At 65.1% G+C, this 18,501-nt stretch carries 19 protein-coding genes; 7 read left to right on the top strand and 12 right to left on the bottom strand.

Going from position 1 to position 18,501, the window contains the following annotated elements; translation table 11 throughout:
* Positions 1-174: 174 nt before the first annotated feature.
* From pcaF to BUS12_RS05565, 8 genes are all read right to left on the bottom strand, one after another.
* Positions 175-1,377, bottom strand: a complete 1,203-nt coding sequence (gene pcaF, locus BUS12_RS05600; RefSeq protein WP_074294625.1) for a 3-oxoadipyl-CoA thiolase — start codon at positions 1,375-1,377, stop codon at positions 175-177.
* A gap of 460 nt (positions 1,378-1,837) precedes the next feature.
* Positions 1,838-2,818 carry a D-erythronate dehydrogenase gene (denD, locus tag BUS12_RS05595; RefSeq protein ID WP_074294624.1) on the bottom strand — a complete coding sequence of 327 codons (981 nt, stop codon included), beginning with the start codon at positions 2,816-2,818 and terminating at the stop codon, positions 1,838-1,840.
* Between the two features lie 97 nt (positions 2,819-2,915).
* Positions 2,916-3,704: a 2-oxo-tetronate isomerase gene (gene otnI, locus BUS12_RS05590; RefSeq protein WP_074294623.1), complete on the bottom strand. Its 789-nt coding sequence runs from the start codon at positions 3,702-3,704 to the stop codon at positions 2,916-2,918.
* A gap of 74 nt (positions 3,705-3,778) precedes the next feature.
* Positions 3,779-5,128 (bottom strand): MFS transporter, encoded by a 1,350-nt coding sequence (locus tag BUS12_RS05585; protein WP_074294622.1) that lies wholly within the window; start codon positions 5,126-5,128, stop codon positions 3,779-3,781.
* A gap of 109 nt (positions 5,129-5,237) precedes the next feature.
* Positions 5,238-5,894, bottom strand: coding sequence for a 3-oxo-tetronate 4-phosphate decarboxylase (gene otnC, locus BUS12_RS05580; protein ID WP_074294621.1), 657 nt, complete (start codon positions 5,892-5,894; stop codon positions 5,238-5,240).
* The gene (otnK, locus tag BUS12_RS05575) at positions 5,891-7,234 is read right to left on the bottom strand and encodes a 3-oxo-tetronate kinase (RefSeq protein WP_074294620.1); all 1,344 of its coding nucleotides are present in this window, start codon (positions 7,232-7,234) and stop codon (positions 5,891-5,893) included. Before otnK ends, otnC begins: the two co-directional genes overlap by 4 nt.
* A gap of 13 nt (positions 7,235-7,247) precedes the next feature.
* On the bottom strand, positions 7,248-8,141 hold the full coding sequence (ltnD, locus tag BUS12_RS05570) for an L-threonate dehydrogenase (protein WP_074294619.1): 894 nt from the start codon (positions 8,139-8,141) through the stop codon (positions 7,248-7,250).
* Between the two features lie 106 nt (positions 8,142-8,247).
* Positions 8,248-8,952 (bottom strand): FadR/GntR family transcriptional regulator, encoded by a 705-nt coding sequence (locus BUS12_RS05565; protein ID WP_074294618.1) that lies wholly within the window; start codon positions 8,950-8,952, stop codon positions 8,248-8,250.
* A gap of 316 nt (positions 8,953-9,268) precedes the next feature.
* On the opposite strand from BUS12_RS05565, the gene BUS12_RS05560 reads away from it, so the two are divergent.
* Positions 9,269-10,048 (top strand): IclR family transcriptional regulator, encoded by a 780-nt coding sequence (locus BUS12_RS05560; RefSeq protein ID WP_171991656.1) that lies wholly within the window; start codon positions 9,269-9,271, stop codon positions 10,046-10,048.
* A 99-nt stretch (positions 10,049-10,147) separates the two neighbouring features.
* Here BUS12_RS05560 and BUS12_RS05555 read toward each other — a convergent pair whose 3' ends face one another.
* The 4 genes from BUS12_RS05555 to phnF form a co-directional block, all read right to left on the bottom strand.
* Positions 10,148-11,350, bottom strand: a complete 1,203-nt coding sequence (locus BUS12_RS05555; RefSeq protein ID WP_074294616.1) for a M20 aminoacylase family protein — start codon at positions 11,348-11,350, stop codon at positions 10,148-10,150.
* Between the two features lie 128 nt (positions 11,351-11,478).
* Positions 11,479-12,036, bottom strand: a complete 558-nt coding sequence (phnN, locus tag BUS12_RS05550; RefSeq protein ID WP_074294615.1) for a phosphonate metabolism protein/1,5-bisphosphokinase (PRPP-forming) PhnN — start codon at positions 12,034-12,036, stop codon at positions 11,479-11,481.
* Complete coding sequence (locus BUS12_RS05545; RefSeq protein ID WP_074294614.1) at positions 12,033-12,785, bottom strand: DUF1045 domain-containing protein; 753 nt, start codon at positions 12,783-12,785, stop codon at positions 12,033-12,035. The genes phnN and BUS12_RS05545 overlap by 4 nt, the downstream gene beginning before the upstream one ends.
* Positions 12,782-13,540 carry a phosphonate metabolism transcriptional regulator PhnF gene (phnF, locus tag BUS12_RS05540; RefSeq protein ID WP_074294613.1) on the bottom strand — a complete coding sequence of 253 codons (759 nt, stop codon included), beginning with the start codon at positions 13,538-13,540 and terminating at the stop codon, positions 12,782-12,784. The genes BUS12_RS05545 and phnF overlap by 4 nt, the downstream gene beginning before the upstream one ends.
* A 178-nt stretch (positions 13,541-13,718) precedes the next feature.
* Between phnF and phnG the strand changes: the two genes are divergently transcribed.
* From phnG to phnL, 6 genes are read left to right on the top strand one after another with little or no spacing between them, the layout of a single operon-like run.
* Positions 13,719-14,201 carry a phosphonate C-P lyase system protein PhnG gene (gene phnG / locus BUS12_RS05535; RefSeq protein WP_074294612.1) on the top strand — a complete coding sequence of 161 codons (483 nt, stop codon included), beginning with the start codon at positions 13,719-13,721 and terminating at the stop codon, positions 14,199-14,201.
* Positions 14,202-14,224: 23 nt separating this feature from the next.
* Positions 14,225-14,851 (top strand): phosphonate C-P lyase system protein PhnH, encoded by a 627-nt coding sequence (gene phnH / locus BUS12_RS05530; protein WP_074297138.1) that lies wholly within the window; start codon positions 14,225-14,227, stop codon positions 14,849-14,851.
* Positions 14,851-16,008, top strand: coding sequence for a carbon-phosphorus lyase complex subunit (locus BUS12_RS05525; protein WP_074294611.1), 1,158 nt, complete (start codon positions 14,851-14,853; stop codon positions 16,006-16,008). Before phnH ends, BUS12_RS05525 begins: the two co-directional genes overlap by 1 nt.
* Positions 16,005-16,922 carry an alpha-D-ribose 1-methylphosphonate 5-phosphate C-P-lyase PhnJ gene (locus BUS12_RS05520; RefSeq protein ID WP_074294610.1) on the top strand — a complete coding sequence of 306 codons (918 nt, stop codon included), beginning with the start codon at positions 16,005-16,007 and terminating at the stop codon, positions 16,920-16,922. The genes BUS12_RS05525 and BUS12_RS05520 overlap by 4 nt, the downstream gene beginning before the upstream one ends.
* Positions 16,923-16,930: 8 nt before the next feature.
* On the top strand, positions 16,931-17,701 hold the full coding sequence (gene phnK, locus BUS12_RS05515; RefSeq protein ID WP_074297136.1) for a phosphonate C-P lyase system protein PhnK: 771 nt from the start codon (positions 16,931-16,933) through the stop codon (positions 17,699-17,701).
* An 8-nt stretch (positions 17,702-17,709) separates the two neighbouring features.
* Positions 17,710-18,477, top strand: coding sequence for a phosphonate C-P lyase system protein PhnL (gene phnL / locus BUS12_RS05510; RefSeq protein WP_074294609.1), 768 nt, complete (start codon positions 17,710-17,712; stop codon positions 18,475-18,477).
* Positions 18,478-18,501: the final 24 nt, after the last annotated feature.

Below are 18,501 nucleotides of genomic sequence, written 5' to 3'. Positions count from 1 at the left end.
CAAATAACAGATAAAAATTCATGGATTTTTTCACAAATCCATTGATATAAAATTATCGGCCCAGACAGCAATGTCTGAAACGAAAAAAGCCCCATTCGCCAGGGAATGGGGCTTCGGCTCTTCTCTACACTATTGCGGCGAATGGCCGCGTTGTTCTACGCCATGCCGCAAAATTCAAACGCGTTCGATCGCGATCGCAATGCCCTGGCCGACGCCGATGCACATCGTGCACAAAGCGAAACGCCCTTGCGTACGGTACAGTTGATACATCGCCGTGGTCACGAGCCGCGCGCCGCTCATGCCGAGCGGGTGACCCAGCGCAATCGCGCCGCCATTCGGGTTCACGCGAGCGTCGTCGTCCGCGACACCGAGTGCGCGTAACACCGCCAGCCCCTGCGAAGCGAACGCCTCGTTCAACTCGATCACATCGAACTGGTCGATGGTCATGTTCAGGCGAGCCAGCAGCTTTTGCGTGGCCGGCGCCGGGCCGATCCCCATCACGCGCGGCGCGACGCCGGCGGTGGCGATGCCGAGCACGCGTGCCCGCGGCGTCAGGCCAAAGCGCTTCGCCGTCGCTTCGTTGGCGAGCAGCAGCGCGGCCGCGCCGTCGTTCACGCCCGAGGCGTTGCCCGCCGTCACCGTGCCGTCCGCGCGCACCACGCCCTTCAGCTTGGCGAGCGCCTCGAGACTGGTTTCGCGCGGGTGTTCGTCTTGCGACACCACCAGCGGATCGCCCTTCTTCTGCGGGATCGTCACGGAGACGATCTCCTGCGCGAGCGTGCCGTCGCGCTGCGCACGTGCCGCCTTCTGCTGGCTGCGCAGCGCAAACGCGTCCTGATCGGCACGGCTCACCTTGTAGTCGGTCGCGACGTTTTCGCCAGTCTCCGGCATCGAATCGACGCCGTACAGTTGCTTCATCAACGGATTGACGAAACGCCAGCCAATCGTCGTGTCGAAGATGTCGGCCTGGCGCGAAAACGCGCTGGTGGCCTTGCCCATCACGAACGGCGCACGGCTCATGCTTTCGACGCCGCCGGCCAGCATCAACGCCGCCTCGCCGGACTTGATCGCGCGCGCGGCAATGCCCACGGCGTCCATGCCCGAACCGCACAGACGATTGACCGTGGAGCCCGGCACGGCCTGCGGCAAGCCCGCGAGCAGCAGCGACATGCGCGCGACGTTGCGGTTGTCCTCGCCGGCCTGGTTGGCACAGCCGTAGATCACGTCGTCGATAGCGCTCCAGTCGACGTCCTTGTTACGCTCCATCAGCGCCTTGAGCGGCACCGCGCCCAGGTCGTCGGCGCGCACCGACGACAACGAACCCGCATAGCGGCCGATCGGCGTGCGAATCGCGTCGCACAGGAAAGCTTCAGTCATGTGATGTCTCCAGTTGGATGCTGCGCCGCTTGCGTACTCCACGAACCGGCGCGCGGCCGCCGCGTTGCGCAGCACAGCCGGCTTGCCCGGTCACGCCGTCACGGCGAGCGGAAGGGATATCCGGAGCCCATGCCACTGCCAAACGCAGGCCAAAACGCAGGCCCAAACGCGGACGCCGTGCAGCCCAGGCAGAATAACAGCGAATGGTGGCCGGTTGGCTCAAAATTGTTCTACATACGAACAATGGATCGTATATCGAACATTCAGCCATGATAATAGGCGTGGCCCGGAAAGCGTGTCAAGCGCGCCGCGCCGCCGTCAGGGAAATACCTGGAAGGGAAAATGGCCGCCGCAAGCCTGAACGCAAGGGCTGCGGCGGCTTGCGCGTCGCCGGTCCGTCGTTAAACGGCGTGGGACCGGTCAAGGCAAGGAACGTCTGAGGAATGCGGGACCGTCCGGCTCAAACAGGTTGAATGTGCTCGTCTTCGATGTAACTGCGGATCACGTCCGCGAAGCTTTTCTCGCCCGACAGACCGAGCTGCTCCGCGCGCGTCGTATCCCAACGGCCGGGCCAGCTACCGACGATCTTCTCGATGCGCGGATCCGGCTGCCACTGGATACGCTTGACCACCGCCTCGCCCGCGACTTCGCGCAGCGCGGCCACCATCTCGTCGACGCTCACCGAAATGCCTGGCAGATTCAGCGCACGCTGGTGGCCGAGCGCGGCGGCGTCGAGTTCGAGCCCGGCAATCAGGCAAGCGATCGCCTGACGCGGCGACAACAGCCACAGCCGCGTGCCGCCCGTCACCGGACAGACCGCGGCCTCGCCATTGAGCGGCTCGCGAATGATGCCGCTCGCAAACGACGAAGCCGCCGCATTCGGCTTGCCGGGTCGCACGCTGATGGTGGGCAGGCGCAACACCCGCCCATCGACGAAACCGCGCCGCGTGTAGTCGTTCAGCAGCAGTTCGGCGATCGCCTTTTGCGTGCCGTACGACGACTGCGGATTCAGCGCCGTGTCGTTGCGCACCACGTCCGGCATGTCGCCGCCGTAGACCGCAACCGAACTCGTAAACACGACCCGCGGCCGATGCCCGCGCAGCCGGCATGTTTCGAGCAGCAGGCGCGAGGCATCGAGATTGATCCGCATGCCGAGCTCGAAATCCGCTTCCGCCTGACCGCTGACGATCGCGGCCAGATGGAAGATGACCGAAGTCCGCTCGTCGATCACACGTTCGAGCACGCTGCGCTCGGCGATGTCGCCCACTTCGGCGCGAACCCGGCTGTCGCTGAAGCCGCTCGCCGCGACGACGTCCAGCAACACGAGTTCGGTAATCTTCTGCGGCTGGCCGTCCGGTCCCTTCAGTTCGCCGCGCGCCAGCAGTTCACGTGCGAGACGCTGGCCGAGAAACCCCGCGCCGCCGGTGATCAATACTTTCATGATGTCCGTTGTCCTTAATCGTTGCCAGTCGTTGCTGCCTGTCTTCAACCCTGTCCGTGCATGGCCGATTGCCTGGCATGCCTCAATGATTCTGGATTCAAGCGTCCTGCTGGAGATAGGGCTTGAGCCAACCCAGACCTGCCGACGTCCCCGCCCGCGGCCGGTATTCGCAGCCAATCCAGCCGTCGTAGCCGAGCGTGTCGATCAGATCGAACAGGTACGGGTAGTTCAGTTCGCCGAGATCCGGCTCATGCCGCTCGGGCACACCGGCAATCTGGATGTGGCCGATGCCCGCCATATCGCGTTTCAGCTTGACCGCGAGATCGCCCTCGACGATCTGGCAGTGATAGCAATCGAATTGCACCTTCAGGTTCGGTGCGCCCACTTCGGCGCAGATGGCCTGCGCATCGTCCTGGCGATTGAGAAAGAAGCCAAGGATATCGCGCGTGTTGATCGGCTCGATCACCACCGTGATGCCGTCAGCCTGTGCGGTTTGCGCGGCGTACGCCAGGTTGCGCAGATACACCTCGCGATGCTGCTCGCGCGACTGCCCCGCCGCAATCAGGCCGGCCATCACATGTAGCTTGCGGTTGCCCAGTTGGCGCGTGTAGTCGAGCGCGGTGTCGATGCTGCGGCGGAACTCGTCTTCGCGGCCCGGCAGCGAGGCGATGCCGCGCTCGCCCACCGCCCAGTCGCCCGGCGGCGCGTTGAAGAGTGCCTGGGTCAGGCCGTGGCCGACGAGCCGATCTTTGAGCGCCGCAGCCGGAAAATCGTAGGGAAACAGAAACTCCACGGCTTTGAAGCCGTCTTGCGCCGCGGCGGCAAAACGCTCGAGAAAGCCGTGCTCGTTGTACATCATGGTCAGGTTGGCAGCGAAGCGAGGCATTGCAACAACTCCTTTTACTATTGAACTGCCAGCCGCCCTACGCGCGCTGGCAGACGGGCCGGGACAGGCCCGATCTATCGGTTGACGAGTCTGGCCGGCGTCAACCACACGGCGAGTGCGCCGATCACCAGCATGCCGGCCAGCACATACATACCGGACTGCGTGCTGTGGGTCAGGTCCTTCAGATAGCCGATCATGTACGGGCTCGCGAAACCCGCCAGATTGCCGATCGAATTGATGATGGCGATACCGGCGGCCGCTGTGGCGCCCGACATGAACGCCGTCGGCAACGACCAGAACAGCGGCGCACAGGTCAGCACGCCCGCCGCCGCGAGCGACAGGAACGCAATCGACACCGCCGTATTGTGGGCAAACGAGGCGGCTACCGTAAAGCCGATCGCGCCGCACAGCGCCGGCCCGATCAGATGCCAGCGACGCTCGCGCCGCCGGTCCGAGCTATGGCCCATGATGTTCATCACGACAATCGCCACGAGGAAGGGAATCGCGCTCAGCAAGCCGATGTTGAACGCCCCCGTCACACCCGTTGATTTCACCAGCGTGGGCATCCAGAACGTCAAGCCATACTGGCCGGTGACGAACGCGAAGTAGATGAGCGACATCCACCACGTGCGCGGGTCGCGAAACACCCCGGCAACCGAATGCGTGCGGGTCTTCTCCTGCTGCTGTGCGCAGATGTCGTCGGTCAGCAGGCGCTTTTCGCGCTCGCTGAGCCATTTGGCGTTGGCGATGCCGTTGTCGAGGTACAGGATCGTCGCAATGCCGATCGCGATAGCGGGAATCGCTTCGATCAGGAACATCCATTGCCAGCCTGCCAGGCCCTGGTTGTTGTGAAACGACTGCATGATCCAGCCGGAGAGCGGATTGCCGAAAATGCCCGAAACCGGAATCGCCGACATGAACACCGCGATGATCTTCGCGCGCCGATGCGACGGGAACCAGTAAGTCAGATACAGGATCACGCCCGGATAAAAACCGGCTTCGGCCAGACCGAGCAGGAAGCGCAGAATGTAGAACTGCGCAGGAGTCTTGACGAATACGAATACGGCCGAAAGAAGGCCCCACGTGATCATGATCCGCGCAATCCAGATACGGGCGCCGAGCTTGTGCATCAGGATGTTGCTCGGCAACTCGAACAGGAAGTAGCCGATGAAGAACACGCCGGCGCCGAGGCCGAATACCGTTTCGCTGAAGGCGAGATCCGTCGACATCTGCAGCTTGGCGAAGCCGACGTTGACCCGGTCGAGATACGCGACCACGTAGCACAGCATCAGGAACGGCACGATGCGCCAGAACACCTTCCTGTAGGTGCGTTCGACTTCGGCCGCGCCGGGTTGTCCGGCTGCCGCTGCGGCCTGTGCAGCGAGGCCATCGGGACCGAGTGAAGCCGCCTCGTAAGAACTCATGCCTTGTCTCCTTTGATGATGGGCCGGCGACGGTATGCCTGCAGCAGCCGTCGGGCTTTATGGGTATCCACCGTGCCGCGGCGCCTGGGTTCAAACGCCGCGGCGTCGTTCACCAGCGCGCGCCGAATACGGTGCGCAACTCTTCCAGCGCCGCTTCGTCGAGCGGCGCCGGTTTTGGGTTCGTCATCAGCCACAACCGCGCGGTCTCCTCGAGCTCTTCGAGCGCATACGATGCCTGCGCCACCGAACGTTCCCACACCACCGGCCCAAGCCGCTCCAGCAGCACGCCGCGCACGCTGTCCGCCAGCGCCGCGATCTGCTCCGCCACTTGCGGGTCGCCCGGGCGCCGGTAGCGGATCAGCGGAATGTGGCCGACCTTCATCACGTAGTACGGGGTGATCGGCGGCAGCACGTCGGCCTCGCTCCACACGCCGGCCAACGTGAGGGCGACCAGATGCGTCGAATGGGTGTGCACGATGCCGCGCGTTTGCGCGTTGCGCGCGTAGATGCCGCGATGCAAGGCCAGTGTCTTCGACGGCTTGCCGCCCGATACCGCGTTGCCCGCCAGATCGACCTTGGCGATCTCGGCCGGATCGAGCCGGCCGAGGCAGGCGTCGGTGGGGGTGATCAGCCAGCCGTCGTCGAGACGGGCGCTGATATTGCCGGCGCTGCCCACCGTATAGCCGCGTTGATACAAACTCGCGCCGGTGCTGCAAATCTCCTCGCGAACCCTGGCTTCGTCGCCGCTATGGATTGCCAAGCTCATGATGCCGTCCCGTCGAGATGGCGCAGCGCCTTGGCGAAAAAGTCGGTCGCGCCGAAGTTGCCGGACTTGAGTGCGAGTGCAAGCGGGATGTCACCGGTGGTTGCGGTCGCCGGCACGCCCGGGTCGATCTGCGCGCCGATGCGCAACGTCTGCACATCGAGCGCCTGAACTACCGCACCGGAGGTCTCTCCGCCCGCCACCACGAACTTGCGCACGCCCAGTTCACGCAAGCCGCGTGCGATCGCCGCCAGCGTACCTTCGACCAGGTGTCCCGCCTGTTCGACGCCGAGTTCGCGCTGCACCGCCTTGACCTCGTCGGGCGTCGCGGTGGCGTAGATCAGCACCGGCTGCCGGGCGCCGAAGTGCTCGCGCGCAAACGCGAGCGCCTGTTCGACCACCGGTTCGCCGCGCGCGGCCGCCAGCGGGTCGATCCGGAATGCGGGCCGGCTTTCGCGCCAGACCGCCACCTGGGCGTTGGTCGCTTTCGACGCACTGCCCGCAAGGACGACCGACAGGCCCTCAACCCGCGGCAACTGACCCGCGTCTGCCGTTCCAGAGAGCAAACCGGCACGGCGGAAATTCGCCGGCAAGCCGAGTGCGACGCCGGAGCCGCCCGTGATCAGCTTGAGATTCGCGCAGGCCTCGCCGAGCGTGTGCAGGTCGGCATCGGACAGTGCGTCGGCAATCGCCATGCGCACGCCGTCGCGCCGCAACGCGTCGAAACGCTCGCGCACCGTGGCCGCGCCCTGCGCCACGCTGTCGTAACGCACCAGCCCCACCTTCGATGCCGTCTGCCGCTGCAGGACGCGCACGAGGTTTGCGTCTTTCATGGGCGTGAGCGGATGGTTCTCCATGCCCGACTCGTTGAGCAGCACATCGCCGACGAACAGGTGGCCGCGATAGATCGTGCGCCCGTTTTCCGGGAACGCTGGACAGGCGATCGTGAAGGCCTCGGCGCTGACATCTCGCTCTTCGCCGGCGCCCAGGCCAAGGTCCAATCCCGAAAGCGCATCGAGCAACGCATCCGCAACCGGGCCGATGTTGCCCGCCTCCGTCGAATCGAAAGTCGAGCAGTACTTGAAGAAGAACTGACGGCATCCTTGCGCGCGCAACCAGTCGAGCGCCGCAAGCGATTGCGTCACCGCGTCCGCAGCCGGGATGGTGCGCGATTTCAGCGCCACCACCAGCGCATCGGCCTCGACCGGTTCGTCGGAAGCCGGCACGCCGATGGTCTGAACCGTGCGCATGCCGCCGCGCACCAGCATGTTGGCGAGGTCCGTGGCGCCGGTGAAGTCGTCGGCAATGCAGCCCAGCAGCGGGCGCGCAGATGAAGTCGTCATGGCGGCGCTCCGGCTAGGATTTCGCCGCCGGCACGTCGATGCCGGGGAAAATCTTGATGACCGCCGAGTCGTCTTCCCCGCCGTGCCCTGCCGACGAGGCCATCATGAACATCTGATGCGCCGCTGCCGAAAGCGGCAATGGGAATTTCGAACGGCGCGCGGTATCGAGCACGAGGCCGAGATCCTTGACGAAGATATCGACCGCCGAGAGCGGCGTGTAATCGCCCTTGAGAATGTGCGGCACGCGGTTTTCGAACATCCACGAATTGCCGGCGCTGTGCGTGATCACGTCGTACAGCGACTCGGCGTCGACGCCCTCGCGCAGGCCGAGCGCCATCGCTTCCGCAGCGGCCGCGATGTGCACGCCCGCCAGCAACTGGTTGATGATCTTCACTTTCGAGCCGATGCCATGCACGGCGCCCAGCCGGTAAACCTTGCCGGCCATGCCGGCCAGCACATCCTCGCAGGCGGCGTAGGCGGCGGCCGGACCCGAGGTCATCATGGTCATCTCGCCGGAAGCGGCACGCGCCGCGCCACCGGAGACGGGTGCGTCGAGCATCTGCAGACCGGCTGCCTCGATGCGCCGGCCGAGCTCGATGGCGAAGTCAGGCGAGACGGTTGCGCTCGCAACCACCACGCTGCCCGGCTTCATGCTGGCCACCGCGCCCTGCGCGCCGAACAGCACCGCTTCGGTCTGCGCCGCATTGACCACCAGCGTGACGACGACCTCGCATTGCGCGCCCAGTTCAGCCGGACTCGCACAGGCGATGCCGCCGTCCGCCGCGAAACTCTCCAGCACGGCCGCGCGCAGATCGCACGCATGCACCCGAAACCCAGCCCGCAGCAACGAGCGGGCGACGCCCAGCCCCATTGCGCCGAGGCCGATGACTCCAACATTTCTGGACATGCTCTACTCCGGATGAAATTCGTAGGTTCGACGTAGCGGTTGCCGCGTTGCCGCGTTGCCGCCGGCAAGGCACGAGGGCCCAGCCCGGCTCAAACGCCTCGCGGCTTCAGCAAATGCCGGCTTCCGCCAGACGGCGTGCCGCGTTGTACATGTGGGTGCGGGCGGCGTTGCGCGCTTCCATCGGATCGCCCGCGCGGATTGCGGCGACGATCGCCGCATGCTCGTCGCGCACCTGGCGCGAGAAGTCTTCGCGCAACGCTTCGTTGCGGCGCGTGACGACGGTCCCCGCTTCGAGGTACTGATTCAGGAACGTCAACGTCTTGAGGAAATACGGATTGCCCGTGGCCACGGCAATCGCGCGATGAAACGCCACGTCCTCGGCGACGCCGTCGTGGCCTTCGGCGACGGCCTCGTCGATCCTGGCGAGCGCGGCGTCGATCGACACCATGTCGGCATCGCTGCGCCGCATCGCGGCTTCGGACGCCACCTCGGCCTCGATTGCCCGGCGCAGCGCGAGGATCTGCAGCACCGAGCCGGCTTCGACCGCTTCCGCATAGTCGATGCGCAGCGGCCGGATCGCACCGTGCGCGGCGATGAACACCCCACTGCCCTGACGCGGCTCTACCACGCCCTCGTTCTTCAGGCGCGAAATCGCCTCGCGGATCACCGTGCGGCTGACGCCGAACTGCTCGGCCAGCACGGCTTCGGTCGGCAGCTTGCCGCCGCGCGCAAAGGTGCCCTTGTCGATCTGCTTGAGCAACTGTTGCGCGACCGTGTCGCTGAGTGCGCGGGCGGGGATCTTATCGAACATGCGGTTCTCAATTGATCATGTGATCGGGTCATCATACAAATTTCGATTGCGTTCGGCATCCACGAAAACCCTGGTTATGGCGTACGCTCTCGCGTCAAGCGAATCGTCGCGGGGCCGAAATACGTGCAAAGGCCTTGTCGGACCGAGGCCTAACGCAGGCGACAAAATCGGCGAGGTTGGCGAAACGCGGGGCATAAGCTATCTTCACGGCTTTCTGCGCCGGCGGCGCGCCCCGTTACCCCGTGCATTCCTGAAGAGGCCCATGAGCAAAGCCCCGCAAGCGTCCCCTGCCGATCCGGCCAGCGCCCCCGAGGCAATGGATGCGCCGGACAAACCGGGTGATTCCTACGTGCAGTCGTTCGCACGGGGTCTCGCGGTGATCCGTGCGTTCAACGCGGAGCGTCCCGAGCAGACGCTCACCGACGTCGCCGCCGCCACCGGCCTCACGCGAGCGGGGGCACGGCGCATCCTGCTGACCTTGCAGACCTTGGGTTATGTCGAAGCGGAGGGGCGTCTGTTCCGCCTCACGCCCAAGATTCTCGATCTTGGCTTCGCCTATCTGACCTCGATGCCGTTCTGGAATCTCGCCGAACCGGTGATGGAAGAGCTCTCGGCGCAGGTCCACGAAAGCGTGTCGGCGGCCGTGCTCGACCGCACCGAGATCGTCTATGTGCTGCGCGTGCCGACTCACAAGATCATGACCATCAACCTGTCGATCGGCAGCCGGCTGCCCGCGTATTGCACGTCGATGGGCCGCGTGCTGCTGGCCGCGCTCGACGACGAGACGCTCGAGGCGACGCTCGCCTCGGCGCCGTTATACGCTCACACGCCGCGCACGGTCACCGACAAGGAAGAGTTGAAGAAGGCGATCGCCCAGGTGCGCCGCCAGGGGTGGGCGATCGTCGATCAGGAACTCGAAGGCGGGTTGATCTCGCTCTCGGCGCCGATCCGCAACCGGCAAGGACGTGTAATCGCCGCGATGAATATCAGCGGCAATGCCCAGCGCAATTCGGCCAGGCAAATGGTGAAGGCGTTTCTGGAGCCGCTGCAGGCAGCGGCGCAGAATGTGTCGGACCTGGTGGCACGGCGGGGATGAGGGTTGGGGGTTGGGATGCATCGACGGCATGGGTCATGCTGTTCGCCGCGGACCGTCCCGATAGTCCGTTGCGCACGCAACCACCTTCACCCGTCGCCCTCACTGCCCCAAATACCGCTCCACCAGCCGCGTCCAGTAAGCCGCTCCCACAGTCAGATTACGATCGTTGAAATCGTAATGCGGGTTGTGCACCATGCAGGCATCCTCGCCCACACCGTTGCCGATGCGCAAAAACGTGCCCGGCCGCTGTTGCAGCATGAACGCGAAGTCTTCGCTGCCCATCAGGATGCCGGTTTGCGCGACCACCTTGTCGTCGCCCACCAGCTCGCGGGCGACTTCAATCGCGAACTCCGTCTCCGCATCCGAGTTGACCACCACCGGATAACCTTCGATGTACTCAACAAGCGCCTTGGCGCCATAACTCTGCGCCTGGCTCTCGGCCAGTTCGACGATGCGCTTTTTCAGCAGCGCGCGAATCTCCGGGCTGAACGACCGCACGCTCAATTCGAGCCTCGCCGTGCTGGAAATCACGTTATTCGCGGTGCCCGCGTGCATCGAGCCGACTGTCACCACCGCCGGCTGCGACGGATCGACATTGCGCGACACGATGGTCTGCAACGCCATCACGATGCTGGCCGCCACCACCACCGGATCCACCGTCAGTTGCGGACGCGCCGCATGGCCGCCGACCCCTTCGATGGTGATGATCGCCTTGTCCCCCGCCGACATGAACGGCCCCTTGCGGAACAGGAACACGCCCGGCTCCGCACCCGGATGGTTGTGCACGCCGAACACGGCATCGCAGGGAAAGCGTTCGAACAGGCCGTCTTCGATCATCTTCTTCGCGCCGCTGTCGATGCCGCTTTCTTCAGCCGGCTGGAAATACAGATGCACGGTGCCTGAGAAGCGCCGCGTCTGCGCCAGATGTTCAGCGGCGCCGAGCAGCATGGTGGTGTGACCGTCATGGCCGCATGCGTGCATCTTGCCGTGAGTGCCGCTCGCGTACGGCAGGCCGGTCTGTTCGACGATCGGCAGCGCATCCATGTCCGCGCGAATCCCGATGCTGCGCGCGCCGTCGCCCACCTTGAGCGTGCCGACCACGCCCGTGCGCCCCACTCCGCGCGTCACCTGCCAGCCCCATTGCTCGAGCTTGTCCGCCACCAGCGCCGCGGTCGCGACCTCTTCGTAGGCCAGCTCCGGGTGATGGTGAATGTGGTGGCGGATTTCGCGCAGGCGGTCGGCGGCGGACGCCAGATGCTCGAGCTCGGTGAACTGGCCGGCGGGATGGGATGCTTCGCTCATCGTGGACTCCGAATGTGACGTCGCGGCCAGCGCCGCGAACTGGAAAGCGCTACTGGTACGCCATTTTGCTCGAATATCCGGTCCGGCGGTTTGTTCAGCGCAAGCCAGTCAGCAGCGAGGACGCGGCGTCACAGCCCGAAGGCCACCGCGCCGCGCAGCATCTCGACGAACGCACGGCCCGCGTCTTCGAGTGCGCCGGAGTTGTCGATTGTCGTGAAATGAACCCCATCGGGCAACGAGAAAGGTGCGCGCCGCGCAAGGCGGGCCGCCACCTGCTCCGCGCTCTCGCGGGCGCGCGCGCCGAGCCGCGCCTCCAGCACGTGAGGGGCCGCGTCGATATGGACCACGTCGGCCGCGGGATAGCGCCTGAGCGTTTGCTCAAGATGCTGGCGCGAACCGTTGATGACCACCGTACAGCCGCGTTCGAGCCACGCGTCGAGCTCGATGCCGATGCCGTAACGCAGCCCGTGACTCGACCATTCGAGCGCAAACAGACCGAGCGCGGAGCGCACCTCGAACTCCTCGTCGGACAGTTCGACGTGCGCTTCGCCATTGCCGCTCGGCCGCGTAATGTAGCGATGCGCAAACAGGATAGGTTCGGTCTTGAGCCGATTGCGTGCGAAACCCAGCAGCGAATCCTTGCCCGCGCCGGACGGGCCCATCACATAGATCAAACGGCCACTCATTGTTGCGCCACTCCCCCAGTTTGAAACGGCAGACGCTGCCACAGCGCGAAGGGCTCGCCCGGCGCCGGTTCGACAAACAGCGCGGCACTGTCGACCACCAGCGGGCCGAGCCCGGCCGCTCTTTCGTGCCACCACGCGACCAGCGCAGCGCGCTCGTCGGCGGCTTCGAGCGAACTCGAAAGCGTCATGTGAAAACGGAATTCGTCGAAGACGTACGGATAACCCCATTCGATCAGCAAGCTCCGCTGGCGCTCCGTGAGCGGCGCAGCGAGCCGGCGCGCCAGGTCGGCCGCGGACGGTTTGGCCCGCAAGCCGCCGAGCGTGCGCAGCGCGCTGGAGGCGAGCTCGCGCATGGCGGCGTCGCCTGCGGGCAAGGCCGGCCGCAGCGCGACGAAATCGCCGAGCGTCGCCGCTTCCACTAGTAAATCGAAGGGCGCCTGCTGCCGCGCCCAAGCGCGCGCGTCATCCAGCAAGCCAAGCGAAGTCACACCGTCAGCAAGCCGAAAGGGAGCGACCAGCGTGCCATGCCAGCCATAACGGCGCGGTGCCTGCGTGAGATCGCTCACGGCGCGAACCACCGTAGCCGGTTGCGGCGGTGTGTACCGGACGCCGCTCTCCACGTCGCCGCCGAGCCATTCGGAACCCGCTTGCCACCAGGCCGACTCGCGCGACGGCGCGTAATACACCGCAAAACGCGCCTCGGCAGACCATTCAACTGCTTCGTTCACCACACTAGCCGCGCTGCTCATACGTCGTTTTCCACCATCAGTTGCACACGATCCGCAGCGAAGTGCGTGACACCGTATTTGACCGGCACGCCTTGCAGATCCACGTCGACGTTCTCGACCCACAGCACCGGTTGTTGCCGGTTGATATTCAGGCGCCGCGCCACTTCGGGCTCGGGCAGCACGCTGCCGATCCGGCTCCACTTGCGCAGATAGTCGGGCACGCCCATTTCGGCCATCGCCTTGGTGATGCCGCCGGTGCGCTCCAGCACGTCGGGCAAATCCGGGAAACGCGTGGCGGGATACCAGCTGCGCGCAAAAGTGAGCGGCACGCCGTCCGATTCGTGCATCGTCTCGATCCGGTAGACCGGCGCACCGGCCCGCAGGCCCAGCGCCTTGGCCACGTTCGGTTCGGCCTTCACCCGCGCCGCCGACAACATGGCGCCGGCCGACGCGTGATGCTGCTGACGCAGGTTCTCGGTAAAGCGCGTGCGACGGCCGATCGAATAGTCGATTGCGCCGGGCTGCACGAACGTGCCGCGCCCCTGCTCCACACTGACGAGGCCCAGCGCGGCCAGTCCAAGCATGGCGCGCCGCACAGTGTGACGGTTGACGTCGAAGCGCTTGGCCAGTTCGCCTTCGCTCGGCAGGCGTCCTTCTGCGCCGAAGCCGCTCGCCGCAATTTCAGCGGCGAGGATCTGCTCGATTTGCCGCCACACGGCAACGCCCGCGCCCCGTTCAAGCTGCGTACCTGGCGTGGCGGTGTCGTTCGATGTCATGGTGCTGTCATTCCCTTCAGTTCAAATATTCGTTGTGACGTGCATTGTAGTGCGCAAGCCGTGATGGAAATATGAAAACACGAGCGTGCCGCAGACACAAGCGTTTTACCTCTAAACGTCTAGACGTTTAGATGAATAGATGGTCAAATGACGACTCGCTGGATCAACAGGAACCCCGATGAGTGCCACTTCCGCCTCGCCTTCCTCCGCCATGCGGCGCGCATGGATGGCCGTCCTGGCGCACACGCCGCGCGCCGAACTCGAAGCCGCATTGAGCCAGGTGCTGGAGGGTGTGAGCCCGCCTGAATTCGACTGGCTGCGTCCGCCCGAAACCGGGCTTGCCATGGTGCGCGGGCGCATCGGCGGCAGCGGCGACGCCTTCAACCTCGGTGAAGCCACCGTCACCCGCGCCACGCTGCGCTTGCGCAATGCGGCCGGCGCGGCACCGGTGGGCGTGGCCTGCCATCTGGGCCGCGACCGCCGCCGCGCCGAACTGGCGGCATTCGCCGACGCGCTGCTGCAATTGCCGGAGCAGCATGCGCGTCTGCACGATCAACTGATCGAACCGCTCGCCGCCCAGCTTGCGGCACAGCGTGCCGCGCGCCGGCACGACGCCGCTTCGACGCGCGTCGAATTCTTCACGATGGTGCGAGGCGACTGATGGACAACCTGACCGAAAACGCGATGAACCCCTCACAGATTGCCCTTTCCACGCTCGCACCGGGCTTTACCGATCCGGTCCACGACACCCAGGCGGTGTTTCGCACGCTGCTCGATGCGCTCTCGCGGCCGGGCACGGTCGGTGTGGTGGACAACGTTCTGCCGGCGTCGCAAGCCACCGGCACGCATCGCTCGCGCGCCGATCTGGCTGCGTTAGCGGCACTGCTCACGCTGTGCGACTACTCGACCCCGGTCTGGCTCGCACAGCCCGACGCGGCCCTGGCCTCGGCACTGCGCTTTCACACCGGTGCGCCGCTCGTCGACGAGGTGCATGACGCGGCGTTCGCCTATATCCACGACGCCGCGCTGCTGCCCGAACTCGAACACTTCTCGCTCGGCGCGGCGGAAACGCCGGAGCAGTCGGTGACCTTGCTGATCCGCGTCGAGGCGCTGAGCGGCGGTCCGCAGGTCGTGCTGAGCGGCCCGGGCATCGAGCACACCGCCACCATCTCGCCGCTCGGCCTGCCCAAACATTTCTGGCGCGAACGCGCCAGCCTCGCGCCGCTGTTTCCGTGCGGCATCGATTGCTATCTCGTCTGCGGCAATACGTTGATCGGCCTGCCGCGCACAACACATGCACAGGTGAACTGATGTACGTAGCCGTCAAGGGTGGAGAACGCGCGATCGAAGCATCGTGGCGTCTGCTCGACAAGTCGCGCCGCGGCGATACGCGGCTGGCCGAGTTGAGCGTCGGGCAGATTCGCGAGCAGTTGCGTCTTTCGGTGGCCCGCGTGATGACCGAAGGTTCGGTGTACGACGAAGATCTCGCCGCGCTCGCCATCAAGCAGGCTGCCGGCGATCTGGTGGAAGCGATCTTCCTGCTGCGTGCGTATCGCACTACATTGCCGCGTTTCGGCTACACGCAGCCGCTCGATAGCGAAGCGATGGTGGTCGAGCGCCGCATCTCGGCGACCTTCAAGGATTTGCCCGGCGGACAGTTGCTCGGCGCGACCTACGATTACACGCAGCGTCTGCTGGATTTCAAGCTGATGGCCGAGGCACAGTCCGACGGCAGCGACGCGACCAGCGCTCAGGTTGCCGCACCGCGTGCTGCGCTTCAGGAGATTCCCGAAGCGCCCGAAGCCATGCCGCGGGTCGTCACGCTGCTCAACAGGGAAGGCCTGATCGAACAGGAAGCGCCCGTGCCCGACGCGCCGGAACCCGGCGACCTGACGCGCCAGCCGCTCGCGTTTCCGGCGGACCGTGCGACCCGCTTGCAGAATCTGGCCCGCGGCGACGAAGGTTTCCTGCTGGCCATGGGTTATGCCACGCAGCGCGGTTACGCGAATTCGCATCCGTTCGCGGGCGAGATCCGTTTCGGTTCGGTGACCGTAGAAATGGAACTGGACGAACTCGGTGAAGCGGTGGAAATCGGCGAGATCGACATTACCGAATGCCAGATGATCAACCAGTTCGCCGGCAGCAGCGACGTGCCGCCCACTTTCACGCAAGGCTACGGTCTCGCGTTCGGTCATTCGGAACGCAAGGCGATGGCGATGGCCCTGGTGGACCGTGCGCTGCGTGCCGAAGAACTCGGCGAAACGCTGGGGTCGCCGACCCAGGATATCGAATTCATGCTGTCGCATAGTGATAACGTCGAAGCGTCCGGCTTCGTCCAGCATCTGAAACTGCCTCACTACGTCGACTTCCAGGCCGAGCTCGAACTCGTGCGCCGCTTGCGTGCACAGCATGCCGCAGAAGCAGCGCAACCCGACCACGGCCACGATCAGCAGGAGCAAGCCGCATGAACGCGCCCGACACACAACTGACCAGCGCGTCGTACGATAGCGCGGCTGAAGGCTACAACTTCGCCTATCTGGACGAGCAGACCAAGCGGATGATCCGCCGCTCGCTGCTGAAAGCCATCGCGGTGCCCGGCTATCAGGTGCCGTTCGCCTCGCGCGAAATGCCCTTGCCTTTCGGCTGGGGTACTGGCGGCATCCAGGTGACCGCGGCCATCATCGGCCGCGACGACACACTGAAGGTGATCGACCAGGGTTCGGACGAAACCACCAACGCGGTCAACATCCGCCGCTTCTTCGCACGCACCACCGGCGTGGCGACGACGCGCCGCACGTCCGAAGCGACGATCGTGCAGACCCGTCACCGCATTCCCGAAACGCCGCTCACCGACAAGCAGATTCTCGTCTACCAGGTGCCGATGCCCGAGCCGCTATACCGGCTCGAACCGCGCGTCGCCGAATGCAAGAAGCTGCATGCGTTGGCGGACTACGGCCTGATCAGCGTGAAGCTGTATGAGGACATCGTGCATCACGGCAGCATTGCCACGACGTACGACTATCCGGTGATCGTCAACGAGCGCTATCTGAGCTCGCCCTCGCCGATCCCGAAGTTCGACAACCCGAAGATGCACATGAACGCCGCGCTGCAGTTGTTCGGCGCCGGCCGCGAGCGGCGCATCCATGCCATTCCGCCGTACACGCGAGTGCGCAGTCTCGACTTCGACGATCATCCGTTCGAAATCCAGCGCTGGGAACATGCTTGCGCGCTGTGCGGATCGACTGAGAGCTTCCTCGACGAAATGATCGTCGACGATGCGGGCAAGCGCATGTTCGTCTGCTCGGATAGCGACTATTGTCACGACCGGCGCGACCAGCAGGGCGACGAGACCGGTGCCATTGCTGAAGGAGAGTCCGCATGACCGCGCGCATGACCCCGCTTCTGAGCGCCCGCGCCATCACGAAGCAATACGGCGGCCGTAACGGCTGCAGAAACGTGAGCTTCGATCTCTATCCGGGCGAGGTGCTGTGCATCGTCGGCGAATCGGGTTCGGGCAAGACCACCTTGCTGAACACGCTCGCGCTGCGCACGGAAGCCGATAGCGGCACCCTGCACTACCACGCCACGCACGGCGACCGGCTCGATCTGCGAGCGTTGTCCGAGCCGCGCCGCCGCTTGCTGATGCGCACCGAATGGGGCTTCGTCCAGCAGAATCCGCGCGACGGCCTGCGTAGCGGCGTGTCGGCCGGCGCCAATATCGGCGAACCGCTGATGGCGGTCGGCGCGCGCCACTACGGCCAGATTCGCCATACCGCGACGCAATGGATGGAACGGGTCGAACTGGACGCCACACGGATCGACGAATTGCCGGCCGCGTTTTCCGGCGGCATGCAGCAGCGTTTGCAGATTGCCCGCAATCTCGTCACCGGACCGCGCCTCGTATTCATGGACGAGCCGACTGCCGGTCTCGACGTCTCCGTGCAGGCCCGTCTGCTCGATCTGTTGCGCACGCTCACCAGCACGCTGCATCTGTCGGTGCTGATCGTCACGCACGATATTGGCGTGGCGCGCCTGCTTGCGCATCGTCTGATGGTCATGCAAGGTGGCGAGGTCGTCGAAGCGGGTCTGACCGATCAGGTGCTCGACGATCCGCAACACCCGTACACGCAAACGCTGGTTTCTTCCGTCCTGCCGGTTTGAGGTCCACGATGTCATCCATCGAATCACGCGCGTCCGAACGCGCTTTCATCGACAACGCAGCGCTGATGCTGCGCGCCGTCAACATCGGCAAGACCTTCACGCTGCATGCCCAGGGCGGCGTGCAGATCGATGCGCTTGCAGGCGTCTCGCTCGACGTCGAACAGGGCGAATGCGTCGTGCTGGTCGGCCCTTCCGGGGCGGGCAAGAGTACGCTGCTGCGCTGCCTGTACGGCAACTATCTGGCAAGCTCGGGTTCCATTGCGATCCGCTCGCAGGCGCACGAAGCGCAGCATGTCGCCATTACTGGCGCCGAGCCGCATGACGTGCTGCGCTTGCGACGCAACGTGGTGGGCTATGTGAGCCAGTTCCTGCGGGTGATTCCGCGTGTGACGACACTCACGCTGGTCGCCGAGCCGCTGGTGTCCCGCGGTGTGCCCGAAGACGAAGCGCGCGAGCGCGCCGCCGCGCTGCTGGCGCGGCTGAATGTGCCCGAACGGCTGTGGTCGCTTGCGCCCGCAACGTTTTCCGGCGGCGAGCAGCAGCGCGTGAATATTGCGCGCGGCCTGATCGCCGGACATCCGCTGCTTCTGCTCGACGAGCCCACCGCTTCGCTCGACGCCGAAAACCGCGACGTGGTAGCCGATCTGATTATCGAGGCACGCGAGCGCGGTGCGGCGATTGTCGGTATCTTTCATGATGAAGATACCCGCACCAAAGTGGCCACGCGCCGCCTTGAACTCCAGCCGCCGCTGCGTCGTCAGCCGGCGCTGCACTGACGTACAACCGCAGACTGACTACGG

It is taken from the genome of Paraburkholderia phenazinium (assembly GCF_900142845.1).
In the GTDB taxonomy this organism is placed as follows: domain Bacteria; phylum Pseudomonadota; class Gammaproteobacteria; order Burkholderiales; family Burkholderiaceae; genus Paraburkholderia; species Paraburkholderia phenazinium_A.
This window is presented reverse-complemented; position numbering and strand designations above follow the sequence as displayed.